This window comes from Candidatus Sodalis pierantonius str. SOPE (assembly GCF_000517405.1).
In the GTDB taxonomy this organism is placed as follows: Bacteria; Pseudomonadota; Gammaproteobacteria; order Enterobacterales; family Enterobacteriaceae; genus Sodalis_C; species Sodalis_C pierantonii.
Genome location: NZ_CP006568.1, coordinates 3,486,062 through 3,501,552 on the forward strand (window position 1 = coordinate 3,486,062; position 15,491 = coordinate 3,501,552).

The following is a 15,491-nucleotide window of genomic DNA, read 5'->3' on the forward strand; positions in this document are numbered from 1 at the left end:
GCAGACTCCTCAAAAATCAAGACTGCCATCATAATGCCCTTAGCCACCACAACAGGGGAAGACCCGTTTATATACAGGAAGGCAACTATGCTGGCTCAACTGACCATTGCCAATTTCACTATCGTGCACGCGTTAACGATTGATTTTCAGTCGGGAATGAGCGTGATTACCGGTGAGACCGGCGCGGGGAAATCCATTGCGATCGATGCGCTCGGTCTGTGTCTGGGCGGCCGTTCCGAGGCCAGCATGGTGCGGCCCGACGCCGCGAGGGCGGACATCTGCGCACGCTTTTTACTTAACTATACTCCCTTGGCCGCCCGCTGGCTGGCGGATAATGCGCTGGATAACGGCAATGAATGTTTGATGCGCCGCGTAGTGAGCCAGGACGGCCGCTCACGCGGCTTTATTAACGGTACGCCGGTGCCGCTCTCACAATTGCGTGAACTGGGCCAGTACCTGATTCAAATTCACGGCCAGCATGCCCACCAGCTGATGTTGCGTCCCGTTCACCAAAAGCGGCTGCTCGACGCCTACGCGGGTGAAAAAGACCTTCAACAGGCCATAGCGGCCGCCTACCGCCAGTGGCACCAAAGCTGCCTGGATCTGGCCAGCCTGTGCCAGCAGGCCGCCGAACGCGACGCCAGACGCGAGCTGCTGCAATATCAATTAAAAGAGTTGAACGACTTCGCGCCGGTCGCGGAGGAGTATGAGCAGATCGATCAGGAATATAAGCGGCTGGCCAACAGCGGACAGTTGATCACCGCAACCCAACAAACATTGGAGCTGTTGAGCGAAGGCGAAGAGACCAATTTACTGAGTCAGCTGCACACCGCCAGGCATGTGATGAGCGAACTGGTCACGTTGGATCCCGCCTTGTCCGAGGTGATGGCGCTGCTCGAAGACACTGCGATTCAGCTCACCGAAGCCAGCAATGAACTGCGCCATTACGGCGACCGCATCGATCTTGATCCCGGACACCTCCATGAGCTGGAGCAGCGTCTGTCTCGGCAAATCAGCCTGGCACGCAAGCATCATGTGCAGCCGGAAGCCCTGGCGCAGCACCATCAGCAGCTCTTGCAGGAGCAGGCGACGATGGCGCATTATGATGCCAGCGCCGGCGCGCTGACCGAGGCGGTGGAGCGCCATCATCAGCAGGCGATGGATCTCGCCCGCCAGCTCCACCAGCGCCGCGTTGAGCACGCCGGCAGTTTAGCCGGCCACATTACCCACAGCATACGCGAGCTTGCTCTGCCGCACGATAAGCTGGTCATTGACGTGCACTTCCAGCCTGAGCAGCTTAACGCCGACGGCGCCGACCGCGTGGAGTTCATGGTGACGACCAACCCTGGCCAGCCGCTACAGCCACTGGCGAAAGTGGCCTCCGGCGGAGAGCTATCCCGCATAGCGCTGGCGATACAGGTCATTACCGCCCGTAAAATGGACACGCCGGCGCTGATCTTTGACGAAGTGGACGTGGGCATCAGCGGGCCGACGGCCGCCATCGTGGGCAAGATGTTGCGTCAGTTGGGTGAATCCACTCAGGTCATGTGCGTGACGCATTTACCACAGGTGGCCGGTTTCGGGCATCATCACTTTTTCGTCAGCAAAAAAACCGACGGCAGCGCCACACAAACGCAAATGCAGGCGCTGGATAAAAAAGCCCGTCTGCAGGAGCTGGCGCGCCTGCTGGGTGGCAGCGAAGTCACTAAAAACACGCTGGCGAACGCCAGGGAGCTACTCGCGGCCTAGAAAAGATCAACTTTTTTTATTAAGTTAATGTATTGTTTTTATTGATAAAATAAAATATAGATCCACATAGTGACCACGCGTTAACTCTAGGCCCTGCTTTTTGAGGCTTTTCTTTGGACGCAAAAAAGCCAGCGCTGAGGCTGGCCGGAAAAATGGGCGCTCACGGATCTCCGCTCAAACAACCAACGGGCGAGGACAAGCCCCGCCGTTGGGTTGCCTTACCTCACAGATTCGTAAGCCATTAAGGCCGCAACCTCCGTTTCGCCTTTTCTGATATGGATCTCACAGAGTAATTTCCGGGTTATCCAGGTAAACACCAGTAAGGTGATACAGATAACCACCAGAGCGGTGATAGCGAATTTTTGCAGCATCCTGGCCTCCTTATCTTGCCTTTCGGCGTGGAAGAGGCGACCTTTATGTTGTGTAAGCATTAGTGTGGCCTCGGGTTGATTAACATCGGTTCGGGGCCTTTCTCTTTCTGCCTTTTGCTGAGGCTCAGGACAGAAAGATCCAGAGCACCCGCGCGAAGTGTAACAGTAATCCTCTTCTCTGCAAATTCTTACCCGCCCACGAAATCACCACGTAAAGCCTCATTCCGCACGTTACGCCAGTCGATTTCGTCACGTGGTTGACGGCTCTGCCGAGACGCTGCCAGCCCAATCAGTTGTGAAAAAAATTGAAAAGCCCTCTCCGCCACCTGTTCGCCCGTAAGGCGCGCCACGCCTGGGTTTTCTGTAAAAGTCTGCCTTGCCTTTTCAGCGCTGATTTTATGCTGTTCGCCACGTAATCCATGATTTTTCCTGTGACTTCAATGGGATGTGCTTTACGTGGGGTATCTCTCTGCTGCCAAAAACTGTAAAAAACTGAAATTCTTTTCACACTTTACAATTTCGCCTGTCGCCCAAAAGCCCAAGCACAGCGCGGGCTGGCGGGGTGATTTGTAGGCAGGCCATTTTGAAAAAATTTTACGATGCAAAGTGTGCAGGTGGGTGCAGTGTAGCGCCGTTTCCGTGGGGGATGCGCTTATTTCGTGGCGATGACGCAGCCCTGGCGCGCCGTGGCTGAACGGAGTGGAATGCGTGGCATTTGGGATGGCTTGAGGCAAAGAGGGGCTTGACGGAGCGCTCAGGCGCTGTGAGCGGCAGCCACAAAAAAGCCCGCGTAATGCGGGCAGTGGTGTGCGGGGAGATCAGCCTATAACGGGCGCGTACCGGCGGCGTAAGGCGTCAGATTTCGCTCCGGTTGCCGCTATCTCGCCGGCGTTCTGGGGCGCGCCGGTGTTGCTGTGGGTATGGCTGGCGGTTTGTTGCGCTAGCGCTTGCAGTACGTCCAGGGTATCGAGCATCAGCGCCATCACGTTGACCTGTTCACTGCCCACCCAGACGACGGAGGCGATCACTTCCTGGCTTGCGGTGGCCAGACTACGGCGGATATTACCGATTTTCTCTATCAGATCGCCGCCGATGTCCGTTGTCGCGTTTTGCCCAATGCTGGCGACATAGTTTGCGCGGGTCGCCACACTGTAATCGCCCTCGGCGATCTGCTGGATACTGCCGGCCAGAAGACGGGCGCTGCCCAGTACGGTGGTCTTGTCCGTGGCCTGTACCGTGGTGGTGCGGGTCACCAGCGTGCGGTTTTCGCTATCCGCCGTGATTTCACGGTGCTGGGCGTTTTCGCGGATAGACTGATCTGTCTGGCGCTCCCAGTCGCCCGCCACGGTGACACGCTGAAAGACTTCCGCGCGTTGTTGCTGAAGCTGTTCGCCGGGTTTGATGTCGGGCAAGGTCTGGCTGTGGGCGAGGATTTGGCGTACAAAAGGCTTATCCGGGCGACCCTCAGTAAAACCGATTTCAAGGAGCGTACCCGGCGGCGGAAAATGGAACAGCCCCGACTCTGCGCCGGCCATCAGCAGGGGGAGCGGCACGGCGGGATATACTGGCGTATTCGCTGCCGGGTTGCCGTCCGCATCCAGTAATTGGACATCCACCGCGTAACGCTGGCGGAACGGATCGACCAGGTCACCCCGGCTGACCGCTTCACTCGGCCCCACGACCCGCGCAAATTTCGGCAGATGCAGCCCTGCGGACAATTCCGGGTAGGCTGCATCAATCTGGCGCTGGGCGGGTGATTTGGCCGTGGTTTTTCCCGTCAGCGGGTTGGCAGCCTGCCAGGTCAGCGCCATGGTGTCATTTTCCAGGCGTACCGTGATCAGCGGCTTGCCGTTGACGACCACGCCGGGGCGCAGGCTGGGCACCATGGGCAGCGTTAGCGTATTGCCTGCCGCCTGTGTCTGGCTGAATTCCGGGGGGATAGAGACCGGTTTGCCGGCAAACAGGGAGTGCGCGGCACCGCCTAGGTAAATACCGCCGTCCGGCAGCGGCTGCCAAAGGTAGTCTTGTATACCAAATGCCAGCCCCAGGGTGGCCAGCAGCTGATAGCCGCTGCCGCTGTGGGTAAAATGGGGAATGGGGGTATCGGTGTCATTTGACGCGGTCGGCAGGACCACGCTGAGGCCGCTTTGGGCCTGTATCCACTCCGCTATCTGGCGCAAGGTCGGGTGCTGGAATGAACAGGGCCAGGGGTGGTCAAAGATGCCGCTCATCTCGCGGACAAAGAGGCGTTGAAAGCCTTTTCCGGCAGGTTGCGCACGTTCAACAAAGCCGGTAAACCAGCGCAATACCCGCTCAGGGTAGCCGATATCAAGGCGGACCAGCTTACCGCTGTAGTCCTTTTCCGTCTGGGCGGTGATAAATCCGCGCCCGCTGGCGCTTATCTCCAATATCAGGTTGACGTCAACCAATGGCACCGTATCCCCTGACAGCATCAGTCGTTTAATCGGTTTCATAGTCTTACCCCAGCGCGTCATTGACGGGTTTGAGCACCTTGCGTTCAAACCAGCTTAATTGTTCGTCGCTCTCTGCCGCCGGGGGACCGTTTGCTGGCCCCTTGCCCGGACTCTGTTTCTGGGCGGCGGTTTGACTGCCTTCGCGTGCGTCTTTCTTCTCGGGCACGTTCAGATGTTCGCGTAACGTGAATGTCACCAACCAGGCTTGTTTACCGTCCTGCTTCGGGGCCTCTATCGAGCCGCTAAATGTCGCCAGCCGAAAATTGATGGCCTGGGCGGTATGATTCGCCACGCGGTAGCGCTTCAGCCTGCCGCCCTCGGTGGCTTCAGCCAGGGCAAACAGGCGTGTCAGCACCTCGGACTCCGTAAACGGGATAACGCCAGAGACGCGCAGCTCCTTGGGCTTGATGCCCTGCTCCGCGTTGGCGGTGCTGGAGATTTGCCCCGACTGGTCTTTTTCCTGAAACTGCATGGTGGGCGTCACTATCAGGCTTTTTAGCGGCAGTGCTTCGCCATCAAGGGCCAATGTGATGATTGTCATGGACCATCGCCTCCAGTGCGGATACCTCTTCTCCGGCAAACAGCGTCGCCAGGGTCATCACCGCATCGGGCTGCGGCACCTCTTTTTGCATGTTGGCCGCCAGTCCTTCGCCAGTAAATACCCAGGCGTTGACGCTTTTCTGGCTCAGGTCGCCCAGAGCCTGACCGATAGCCTCGTGGGCCGACTGGCGCGCGTCGGACAGCGCGGTTAAGTGAGCCTGTAGTTGCGCCACATTGGCCCCGCTGGCCGCTTCTGCCTTTGCCTCTGCCATGATTTTGGCCCGTTGCGCCAGACGCAGTGTGTCGGCAGATAACGGCTGCGGGGCAGGTAAACCGCCGCTGGCTTTAGGCGGAAGCTGCATACGGGTGATGGCCTGCGTGGCCGCTGTTTGCGCCATGCGCGAGACTTGCCCCAGCACTGGCAGGGGTAACACCGCTGAGAAGGCGGCGAGCAGGGACATAAATTCCGGCTGCGAGGTGGCGCAGAGCATCACCACCATCACGCGCAGGTTGCGCCCGGTGCCAGACAGCTTTTGCGCCAGCCAGTGCGCGGCATTTTGTGGACTCAGGTAGCTTCCCGTGGCGGCCTTGCGTCCCACCCCCGGCGTCCAGGGATGCACCGGCAAGACGGTGCAGGTCAAAGGCGGTAGGCTATCTGTCAACCGTAATGTTGACTTGCGCCACATCATGCAGGGGCCTCCGGCCAGTCGATATCCGGCGCAGTGCTGATATCAACACGGTTAAGCAGCACACGGTATTTTTTCCACACCATCAGTGTTGCTTTTTCGGCATCCGTTGCCATGTCGAGGTCTACGGCATCTTCCAGTGGTGCCATGGCACGAGTCACCTCATCCATCAGGCGTCGTTTTTTAGCCTCCGCGCTCAGTCTGGCCTCTTCTGGCGTGGGTGCCGGTACATCAATCCACGCCGGGCACCCTTTGGCATTCGCGCCACGTTGCTTCCCTAGCGGTGGTGAAGCACAGAATTGCCAGAACGTTTTTTCATCTACATCAGCGCTTTGTTGAATAAATCCGAAATTTGTGACGACTTCCTTCCTATCAGGGCGATTGTTACATGATGCGGACTCTGCTTGGCATTCCTAACAGTGTGATCCGGTTAAGTGCTTTAACCATTGCCATTGCCTCACCTACCTGCGCGTCATAGTCATGCAGACTCAGATGACCACCCAGAAATGTTTTAAACCGGAACATGGCCGTTTCAGCCAGTGAACGCCGGTGATAACCTACTTTCTTTTTCCAGGTATCGTTATTGCCGCTCAGATGCTGATTTGCCACCGCATGGTTACGCTCATGGTATCGAGCTGGCCAATATTGCGCACCACTTCGCGGTGGAATAAGCGGCTTTATTTTTTTCCTCAGCAGAGCATCATGACAGTAACGCGTATCGTAAGCACTGTCAGCCGACGCTTCCCTGATTTTCCGGTGGGTCTGGTTAATCAGCCCGGGCAGCGCCTGCGCATCTGTCGTACCGCTTAGCGATAAATCGGCACAGATAATTTCATGTGTCACGCTATCTACTGCCAGATGAAGCTTGCGCCATACTCTGCGCCTCTCAGCCCCATGCTGCCTGACTTTCCATTCGCCTTCGCCGAAGACTTTCAGGCCGGTGCCATCGATGACCAGGTGTGAGATTTCGCCGCGGGTTGGCGTTTTTATGCTGATGTCGACGGTTTTTGCTCGCCGGCTGACCAGAGAGTAATCTGGGCAGCGCAGCGACAGCCCCATCAGTTTAAAAATCGCGTCAACGAAACCCTGTAACGCCCGGAGCGAAAGGTTAAACACGCGCTTTATCATCAGAACCGTGGTAATGGCCATATCGGTATAGTGAAGCGGCCGGCCACGATGTTCAGGTGGTGTACTCTCAGTCCATGCAGCAATGGCTGACTCATCAAGCCATACTGTCAGGTCCTCCCGCTGCCTGAGCGCATTGTTATATGCGGGCCAGTTGGTAATTTTAAACTTTTGCTTTGCCATGGGGACCTGATGTTGAAACGAATGTAGTGATCAGAGCCGCCAGTCACCTAAAAGTTCGATTTATTCAACAAAGCCCTACATCAGCTAAATCATCCGGCAGTGAACCCGCCTTGATGTAGTCGGCCAACATCGAAACCGGAAAAAAACTGCCTGTACGGGCGCTAAATTTATACTGTTTCATATTCAATATCCCACCGCCATCCAGTAAACTTTTTTCTCTCTGGCACCGTGGCACCAGTTAAAACCGTCATGCTGATCACCAAGAAAGACCACCTGCGGGTTATATTGTGTCGAATAGCCTTGAGCAAAGTTTTTAACGCAGAGGGAAACATGTAATAAGCGGTTAGGACAATGAACGTGAAGACCAATACGCTCTGTGGCGTCAGCATAGATACCAATGCGTAAACCACCCTGAAAAATAAGCCCGCGTCGATTATCCTTGAACCACCAGTTATCTCCACTTATCCAAAATTCCGAGGATTCTTGGATACGTTTTCTACCCAGCCGTTGAGATGCCCGCCCCATACCGCTCCGTGAACATTGCCATCTTCTTGATAGGTGGCCCCTGCGGCATGGAGTGCCTGTGGGGAGTAAAAATGCCCGTTTTTATTGAATACCCAATCTCCGCCGCCGTCATTGCCGTTGTTTAGCCGAACGCCATCACCGCCCTTGTCTTTGTAGAGCCACATGCGAACGCTACCGTCCTGATTATGAAAACCCAGATGCTTGCGGTCATCCCCCTGCAATATGATGTGGCGACCCAGTGAAATCATGGAGCCATTGACGGTGCCGCCGATCTTTGGGTAGTAGCGACCATCAGCCTCATTTTTACTGTGAACATCCAGATTATTACGAGTGATGCCCTTGTCTGGCAGGTCAGCCAGATTTTGCGCCTTTTCCAGCCGGCGGTTGGCGTTATCCTGCACCGTTTTGACGGCTTTGAGCGTCGCCGCTGTGGTGTCGTCCTCGCTGTCAGTGGCATTGCTCAGCGCACTGATACCCGCCTGGGTCAGCGTTGCCGGCTGTTTGCAGATTCCGACGTATCCGATCAGCTGTTCCGGCGACATCCGATCAGTTATTCCGATATTTTCCGATCACCCATTCCAGTGATATTCGATCACGTGTTCGCTCATCTTCTGACTCGGGTTTAGTCTATTTTTCCTGTGCTGGCTACTCCTTGCTCTTTGCGTAGTGATTCGCCTTTAAGTTCCAGTCTATAGCTGGGGTGTACTAACCGATCGAGTAACGCGTCAGCTGTCGTGGGGTTTTCTATCAGTCCATACCATTTTTTCACCGGCAGTTGACTGATCAGGATGCTGCTGCTTTTGTCGTAGCGATCTTCCATCACCTCCAACAGCATCGTTGCCTGCATCGGACTTATTGATTCTAGGCCCACATCGTCCAAGATCAGTAACTCTATTTTTTCTAACTGCTTAAGCTGTTTTAGATAGGTCCCGTCTACCTGACACTGGTGAAGATGGGCCAGCAACCGACCCACTCGCCAGTAACGCACGCTATATTGCTGCCGGCATGCCTGCTCACTAAGCGCACAACTGAGCCAGGTTTTGCCCGTACCTGTCGGCCCCGTGATGAATATGCTTTTCTGATATTTCAGATATTGTCCCCCTAGCAGATCTCGCATCTGTTCCGGTGTCACTCCTCGGCTAGGGATATAGCGGATATCTTCCGGTTTTGCCTGCAAGCACATTTGCGATTGCCGTCGAAGACGGCATATGTGGTTGTTTTTTCTATGTAAATTTTCCGCTTCTACCATCAGCGACAACCGCTCCTCGAACCCCAGCTCCCCATAACTCCCCGGGAGTTCGCGTTGCGTCTCCAACGCCTGGACCATTGCCGACAACTTCAGCTCTCGCAGAGCCATTAACAGTGTATCCATATTTATTCTCCTTAGTGATAACTGTCCGGACCTCGGAGGTTTTCGTGAACCAGCATTGATACGCCGGCTCCGTCCTGGGTGACCTCACTTTCACGACCGTGTTTCAATACGTTGGCTATGAAAGAGCGGTTAATGCACCCTTTCTCCAACGCCAGCGCGCAGGCCTTCTCCAGTCGCGTCGTCTCATAGCGCCGTTGCAGATTGAGTAGCCCCAGCACGGAGCGGTAAGCCTGCTCCGGATGGGCTTTGCTCTTTTGGATGGACTCGACCACTTTCAGTGTGCACACACCCACCGACAGCGCCCAACTGCACAGCCTTTCCGGCGTCCACTGACTCTGCCCCTTATGGTTAGCCGGCATGTGCGCCGCCTGAGTCGTGTGCCTATAGGCGTTATTGCTGCGAGGGTGCGTAGCCACGCAGACGCCCTTATGGTGGATTTGCACCAGCCGTTGGGTGGCGATGACGTCAACGCGCTCGCCAACCAGCGGATGCGGCACCGAGTACCAGTTTTTGCCGTAGTCTATGTGGTAATCAGGTCCCACTCGGGCAACGGGATACTCACTGTATTCCCATTGTGTGGGCGGTAGAGGCCCAAGAGCCGGTTTGTCCAGCTGCTCGAAGCGTTCAAGGCGACTTTGTCCGCCGTAATGACGCATCGGGCGCAGATTCAACTCATGATTGAGTTCTCGTATCACCTGGTTGAGTTCGGCCAGCGAGTAGAACCTACGTTTACGCAACCGGGCCAAAACCCAGCGTTCTACCAGCTGCACAGTTGATTCTGCCTTCGCCTTGTCTTTCGGTTTTCTCGGGCGCGCCGGTAGCACCACTGTCTCATAGTGATTTGCCAGCGCCTGGTAGCTCTGGTTTATGACCGGCTCATAGCGGTCAGGGGTGCTGACAGCGCTGCGCAGATTATCAGGTATCATCAGCTCCGGAACCCCACCCATGAAGTGCAGACAGCGGCTATTGGCGTTGAGCCACAATGCCATGTCCTGGCCTTCGCAGGCTTCGATATACCGCATAGCCTGACACGCCCATGGCAGCGACCAAAATAGCGACCTGGCGTACGCTACTGGTCGCCAGGTTGACGATAGGTACGGTGGGGCCACAGAAGTCGATGAAGAGCTTTTCGCCAGCCTTGTGCTCCATGCGCATAGAACGCCGCTGCTTCTTTTTCCAGTCACGGAACAGTGCACAAAACTGTGAGTAACCGAGGGCATCACCGCCCACGGCGGACTGATATTCCATCCAGAGCAGCTGCTTGGTCATGCCCTTGCGGCTTAACTCGGTATCGATATCAAGCCAGCTGGGTAAGGTATTGATAACTTTTCCGGATTTGCCGGGATAGAGCAGGCGGTCGAGGTCGACGGGGGACAGTTCCGCCGGCAATGGCCAGACCAGGTTAGCTACCGTGAATCGGCCGAGGATATCGTGCACGGTAGTACAGCCTATGCCGAGCGCTGCTGCGATAGTGCGATTCGAGCGACGCTGCTCGAATTTCATACGTAACACATTAATATAGATGCATATTTCCGTTCTCGCTTTCTTTTTTTTACGTGCCATGCCATGCCCCCGGAAGCTAAAAGTCTCCAGAGTATGGCGGAACAGAAGATGAGCGATCGGACAGAATCGGAATCGCTGATCGGGCGACCGGAATCAGTGATCGGATGAAATCAGAATTAGTGATCGGGTGAAATCGGAATCAGTGATCGGATGTGACCGGAACCAGCACATGGCAAAGCAAAAGTTTAAAATCACCAACTGGCCCGCATACAACAATGCGCTCAGGCAGCGGGGGGACATGACAGTATGGCTTGATGAGTCAGCCATTGCTGCATGGACTGAGAGTACACCACCTGAACATCGTGGCCGGCCGCTTCACTACACCGATATGGCCATTACCACGGTTCTGATGATAAAGCGCGTGTTTAACCTTTCGCTCCGGGCGTTACAGGGTTTCGTTGACTCGATTTTTAAACTGATGGGGCTGTCGCTGCGCTGCCCAGATTACTCTCTGGTCAGCCGGCGAGCAAAAACCGTCGACATCAGCATAAAAACGCCAACCCGCGGCGAAATCTCACACCTGGTCATCGATGGCACCGGCCTGAAAGTCTTCGGCGAAGGCGAATGGAAAGTCAGGCAGCATGGGGCTGAGAGGCGCAGAGTATGGCGCAAGCTTCATCTGGCAGTAGATAGCGTGACACATGAAATTATCTGTGCCGATTTATCGCTAAGCGGTACGACAGATGCGCAGGCGCTGCCCGGGCTGATTAACCAAACCCACCGGAAAATCAGGGAAGCGTCGGCTGACAGTACTTACGATACGCGTTACTGTCATGATGCTCTGCTGAGGAAAAAAATAAAGCCGCTTATCCCACCGCGAAGTGGTGCGCAATATTGGCCAGCTCGATACCATGAGCGTAACCATGCGGTGGCAAATCAGCATCTGAGCGGCAATAACGATACCTGGAAAAAGAAAGTAGGTTATCACCGGCGTTCACATGGCTGAAACGGCCATGTTCCGGTTTAAAACACTTCTGGGTGGTCATCTGAGTCTGCATGACTATGACGCGCAGGTAGGTGAGGCAATGGCAATGGTTAAAGCACTTAACCGGATCACACTGTTAGGAATGCCAAACAGCGTCCGCATCATGTAACAATCGCCCTGATAGGGAGAAAATCGTCACAAATTTCGGATTTATTCAACAAAGCGCCTTTCTCTCTGAATATAGAGCAAAATGCTTGGCCTCGGGGAAAAGCAAGGCAACAGTCAATCACGAAAGAGATAATTTAAGTGGTGTTTTTACATCTTTAATCGAAATCGGCCATTACTCCGGGCCTCATCCCTTAGCCAAGTTCAAGGCTCTGAGGCTATGAGGCTCTGAGGGGCTTTGTTGAATAAATCGAACTTTTAGGTGACTGGCGGCTCTGATCACTACATTCGTTTCAACATCAGGTCCCCATGGCAAAGCAAAAGTTTAAAATCACCAACTGACCCGCATATAACAATGCGCTCAGGCAGCGGGGGGACCTGACAGTATGGCTTGATGAGTCAGCCATTGCTGCATGGACTGAGAGTACACCATCTGAACATCGTGGCCGGCCGCTTCACTACACCGATATGGCCATTACCACGGTTCTGATGATAAAGCGCGTGTTTAACCTTTCGCTCCGAGCGTTACAGGGTTTCGTTGACTCGATTTTTAAACTGGAGCCTGTTTAGAAATTTGTGTATTTGCCTGATTTTGATATGTTCAATCCAACATCAAAAACAGGTTAATTTATGGACGAAAAACAGTTGCAGGCTCTGGCTAACGAACTGGCCAAAAATCTCAAAACCCCTGAAGATCTCAGTCACTTCGATCGGCGGCTGAAAAAAATTAGCGTCGAAGCAGCTCTCAATGCCGAAATGACCCATCACCTCGGCTACGATAAAAATCAGCCTAAACCGGGGACCAACGCCCGCAACGGCTATTCCACAAAAACCGTTACCACTGGCGATGGCCCGCTGGCGCTGCGTACTCCGCGCGATCGTGACGGTTCCTTTGAACCGCAACTGGTGAAGAAGAACCAGACCCGGATTACCGGGATGGATAACCAGATTTTATCGTTGTACGCTAAAGGGATGACCACCCGCGAGATCGCCGCCGCGTTCAAAGAGCTGTATGACGCCGATGTCTCGCCGGCGCTGGTCTCAAAGGTCACCGATGCGGTCATGGAGCAGGTTGTCGAATGGCAAAACCGGCCTCTGGATTCAGTCTATCCCATTGTTTATCTTGACTATATAGTTCTAAAAGTCCGGCAGGACAGCCGCATCATCAACAAATCTGTGTTCCTGGCGCTGGGCATCAACATCGAAGGCCAGAAAGAGTTGCTAGGTATGTGGCTGGCCGAAAATGAAGGCGCAAAGTTCTGGCTGAACGTGCTGACAGAGCTGAAAAACCGCGGCCTGAACGATATCCTTATCGCCTGCGTAGACGGGCTGAAAGGTTTCCCTGACGCTATTAACGCGGTGTATCCGGAGGCGCGGCTCCAGCTGTGTATCGTACATATGGTGCGCAACAGCCTGCGGTTCGTCTCCTGGAAGGACTACAAGGCCGTCACCCGCGACCTGAAAGCTATCTATCAGGCCCCTACGGAAGAAGCCGGCTTGCAGGCGCTGGAAGCGTTCTCCAGTGCCTGGGACATCCGCTACCCGCAAATAAGTCGAAGCTGGCAGGCAAACTGGGCCAATCTGGCCACGTTCTTTGCCTACCCAACGGACATCCGCAAGGTGATCTACACGACCAACGCCATCGAGTCGTTAAACAGCGTGATCCGGCATGCCATCAAAAAGCGCAAGGTGTTCCCGACCGACGACGCAGTGAAAAAGGTGGTGTGGCTGGCGATACAGGCGGCCTCACAGAAATGGACAATGCCTTTGAGGGACTGGCGCATGGCAATGAGCCGCTTTATTATCGAGTTCGGTGACCGCCTGGACGGTCACTTCTGAGAAAAGGCATTTACACAGAATCGTGTACAGGGTCTTAAACTGATGGGGCTGTCGCTGCGCTGCCCAGATTACTCTCTGGTCAGCCGGCGAGCAAAAACCGTCGACATCAGCATAAAAACGCCAACCCGCGGCGAAATCTCACACCTGGTCATCGATGGCACCGGCCTGAAAGTCTTCGGCGAAGGCTAATGGAAAGTCAGGCAGCATGGGGCTGAGAGGCGCAGAGTATGGCGCAAGCTTCATCTGGCAGTAGATAGCGTGACACATGAAATTATCTGTGCCGATTTATCGCTAAGCGGTACGACAGATGCGCAGGCGCTGCCCGGGCTGATTAACCAAACCCACCGGAAAATCAGGGAAGCGTCGGCTGACAGTGCTTACGATACGCGTTACTGTCATGATGCTCTGCTGAGGAAAAAAATAAAGTCGCTTATCCCACCGCGAAGTGGTGCGCAATATTGGCCAGCTCGATACCATGAGCGTAACCATGCGGTGGCAAATCAGCATCTGAGCGGCAATAACGATACCTGGAAAAAGAAAGTAGGTTATCACCGGCGTTCACTGGCTGAAACGGCCATGTTCCGGTTTAAAACACTTCTGGGTGGTCATCTGAGTCTGCATGACTATGACGCGCAGGTAGGTGAGGCAATGGCAATGGTTAAAGCACTTAACCGGATCACACTGTTAGGAATGCCAAACAGCGTCCGCATCATGTAACAATCGCCCTGATAGGGAGGAAGTCGTCACAAATTTCGGATTTATTCAACAAAGCGGCTCTGAGGCTCTGAGGCTCTGAGGCTCTGAGGCTCTGAGGCTCTGAGGCTCTGAGGCTCTGAGGCTCGAAGATAAAGAAATGGGATACTTAAGCAAGTTTCAAATAAAAGCTATTTTAGATGAGCTTAGTGGTGATAATTTGAGCGTAGTCAAACTGTGCTTAGCCACAGGAGCGCGTTGGACTGAAGCCGCCACCCTCAAGCGCTCCCAAGTTTCATGCGATCGCGTAACCTATGCCAAAACCAAAAGCGGCCAGTCAAGAACAATTCCTATTTCTCCTGAGTTACACAACTTAATCAGCAAAGGTGAGCAAAATATATTATTTCCAAGCGTAAGTTATGAAGAAGTTAGAGATCTGATAAAGCGTATAGCCCCTGATTTACCAGAAGGACAGGCAACCCACGTATTCCGACATACATTTGCTAGTCATTTTATGATGAACGGAGGAAATATTCTAACCCTGCAAAAAATTCTTGGACATAGCACGATTAATCAAACAATGGTTTACGCTCACTTTGCTCCAGAACACTTAATAGATGCTGTAAAACTCAATCCAACAGCCGACCTGTGAATGTCCACATTCTGCCCTAATTAGGTTGCTTTTGTTTGGTTTTGCTTGGTTTGCTGAAAATCATAAGCCATTGTTTAATAAATAACATATTGATTTATAATAACTTTACAAATAAGCTCAACTTTTTTCTCATCCTGCGGTCATAGATGGGCCTTGCAGAGGTTCCCAACGCCGGCAAGGTCTATTATCATCGGCATCCTATGCCCAAAAGGAATGTGATTATTATGAGCTGTAAGACGTTGACTGCCGCTGCTGTCGTTATGCTGATGTTTACCGCCGGTTGCTCCGTGTTCGAGAGAGTGGTTTATCGTCTCGACATCAATCAGGGTAATTATCTGACCGCAGCTGACGTCGCCAAAATCCACACCGGCATGACTAAGCAGCAGGTAGCCTACACCCTTGGCACCTCAATGATGAAAGATCCGTTCGGCTCGAATACCTGGTATTACATTTTCCGCCGCGAACCGGGCCATGAATCCGTCACGCAGCAAACGCTGACGCTGACCTTTAACAGTAGCGATATTCTGACCCATATCGACAACAAACCGACGCTGGAAGGTCCCAGCACCAGCCAATAAGTGGTGTGTTTTTAGCCGGCAACAGAGCGGCAGGACGGTGGCCTTTAGGCC

At 54.1% G+C, this 15,491-nt stretch carries 15 protein-coding genes and 4 pseudogenes; 8 read left to right on the forward strand and 11 right to left on the reverse strand.

The annotated features are described in order from the left end of the window. The first annotated feature begins 87 nt into the window (after window positions 1-87). Entirely contained in the window at window positions 88-1,749 is a 1,662-nt protein-coding gene (gene recN, locus SOPEG_RS17470) for a DNA repair protein RecN (RefSeq protein ID WP_025246325.1), read from the forward strand. 218 nt (window positions 1,750-1,967) lie between these two features. Here the strand turns inward: recN and SOPEG_RS25210 are convergent, their stop codons facing one another. From SOPEG_RS25210 to istA, 11 genes and pseudogenes are all read right to left on the reverse strand, one after another. Continuing rightward, window positions 1,968-2,120 (reverse strand): Hok/Gef family protein, encoded by a 153-nt coding sequence (locus tag SOPEG_RS25210; protein WP_200867825.1) that lies wholly within the window; start codon window positions 2,118-2,120, stop codon window positions 1,968-1,970. A gap of 818 nt (window positions 2,121-2,938) precedes the next feature. After that, window positions 2,939-4,594, reverse strand: a complete 1,656-nt coding sequence (locus tag SOPEG_RS17475) for a hypothetical protein (protein ID WP_025246326.1) — start codon at window positions 4,592-4,594, stop codon at window positions 2,939-2,941. Between the two features lie 4 nt (window positions 4,595-4,598). Next, on the reverse strand, window positions 4,599-5,135 hold the full coding sequence (locus SOPEG_RS17480) for a baseplate complex protein (protein WP_025246327.1): 537 nt from the start codon (window positions 5,133-5,135) through the stop codon (window positions 4,599-4,601). After that, the gene (locus tag SOPEG_RS17485; protein ID WP_038468991.1) at window positions 5,110-5,823 is read right to left on the reverse strand and encodes a hypothetical protein; all 714 of its coding nucleotides are present in this window, start codon (window positions 5,821-5,823) and stop codon (window positions 5,110-5,112) included. Before SOPEG_RS17485 ends, SOPEG_RS17480 begins: the two co-directional genes overlap by 26 nt. Then, a complete protein-coding gene (locus SOPEG_RS25220; RefSeq protein WP_081743048.1) occupies window positions 5,820-6,161 on the reverse strand; it encodes a tail fiber assembly protein in 342 nt (113 codons plus the stop codon). Before SOPEG_RS25220 ends, SOPEG_RS17485 begins: the two co-directional genes overlap by 4 nt. 43 nt (window positions 6,162-6,204) lie before the next feature. Next, complete coding sequence (locus SOPEG_RS17490) at window positions 6,205-7,128, reverse strand: IS5 family transposase (RefSeq protein WP_025246329.1); 924 nt, start codon at window positions 7,126-7,128, stop codon at window positions 6,205-6,207. A gap of 64 nt (window positions 7,129-7,192) precedes the next feature. Next, window positions 7,193-7,315, reverse strand: a complete 123-nt coding sequence (locus tag SOPEG_RS30395; protein ID WP_257720362.1) for a hypothetical protein — start codon at window positions 7,313-7,315, stop codon at window positions 7,193-7,195. Then, window positions 7,312-7,653 carry a hypothetical protein gene (locus SOPEG_RS28555; RefSeq protein WP_148297127.1) on the reverse strand — a complete coding sequence of 114 codons (342 nt, stop codon included), beginning with the start codon at window positions 7,651-7,653 and terminating at the stop codon, window positions 7,312-7,314. The genes SOPEG_RS30395 and SOPEG_RS28555 overlap by 4 nt, the downstream gene beginning before the upstream one ends. Further along, on the reverse strand, window positions 7,590-8,195 hold the full coding sequence (locus SOPEG_RS23305) for a tail fiber protein (RefSeq protein WP_025246331.1): 606 nt from the start codon (window positions 8,193-8,195) through the stop codon (window positions 7,590-7,592). Before SOPEG_RS23305 ends, SOPEG_RS28555 begins: the two co-directional genes overlap by 64 nt. Before the next feature lie 80 nt (window positions 8,196-8,275). Next, entirely contained in the window at window positions 8,276-9,025 is a 750-nt protein-coding gene (istB, locus tag SOPEG_RS17505; RefSeq protein WP_025246332.1) for an IS21-like element ISSoEn3 family helper ATPase IstB, read from the reverse strand. An 11-nt stretch (window positions 9,026-9,036) separates the two neighbouring features. Then, a pseudogene (istA, locus tag SOPEG_RS25225) lies at window positions 9,037-10,588 on the reverse strand (IS21 family transposase). A 169-nt stretch (window positions 10,589-10,757) separates the two neighbouring features. Here istA and SOPEG_RS17515 point away from each other — a divergent pair. The 7 genes and pseudogenes from SOPEG_RS17515 (at window position 10,758) to bamE (ending at window position 15,440) form a co-directional block, all read left to right on the forward strand. Next, window positions 10,758-11,682: pseudogene (locus SOPEG_RS17515) on the forward strand (IS5-like element ISSoEn1 family transposase). A 43-nt stretch (window positions 11,683-11,725) separates the two neighbouring features. Then, entirely contained in the window at window positions 11,726-11,902 is a 177-nt protein-coding gene (locus SOPEG_RS31220) for a phage integrase (protein WP_470252321.1), read from the forward strand. Between the two features lie 85 nt (window positions 11,903-11,987). Further along, window positions 11,988-12,236: pseudogene (locus SOPEG_RS25230) on the forward strand (transposase); the annotation flags it as partial. A gap of 72 nt (window positions 12,237-12,308) precedes the next feature. Further along, window positions 12,309-13,517: an IS256-like element ISSoEn2 family transposase gene (locus tag SOPEG_RS17525; RefSeq protein ID WP_025246334.1), complete on the forward strand. Its 1,209-nt coding sequence runs from the start codon at window positions 12,309-12,311 to the stop codon at window positions 13,515-13,517. A gap of 36 nt (window positions 13,518-13,553) precedes the next feature. Next, a pseudogene (locus tag SOPEG_RS17530) lies at window positions 13,554-14,234 on the forward strand (IS5 family transposase); the annotation flags it as partial. A 136-nt stretch (window positions 14,235-14,370) separates the two neighbouring features. Beyond that, entirely contained in the window at window positions 14,371-14,862 is a 492-nt protein-coding gene (locus SOPEG_RS25235; RefSeq protein WP_071882234.1) for a tyrosine-type recombinase/integrase, read from the forward strand. Between the two features lie 224 nt (window positions 14,863-15,086). Continuing rightward, on the forward strand, window positions 15,087-15,440 hold the full coding sequence (gene bamE, locus SOPEG_RS17535; RefSeq protein WP_025246335.1) for an outer membrane protein assembly factor BamE: 354 nt from the start codon (window positions 15,087-15,089) through the stop codon (window positions 15,438-15,440). Window positions 15,441-15,491: the final 51 nt, after the last annotated feature.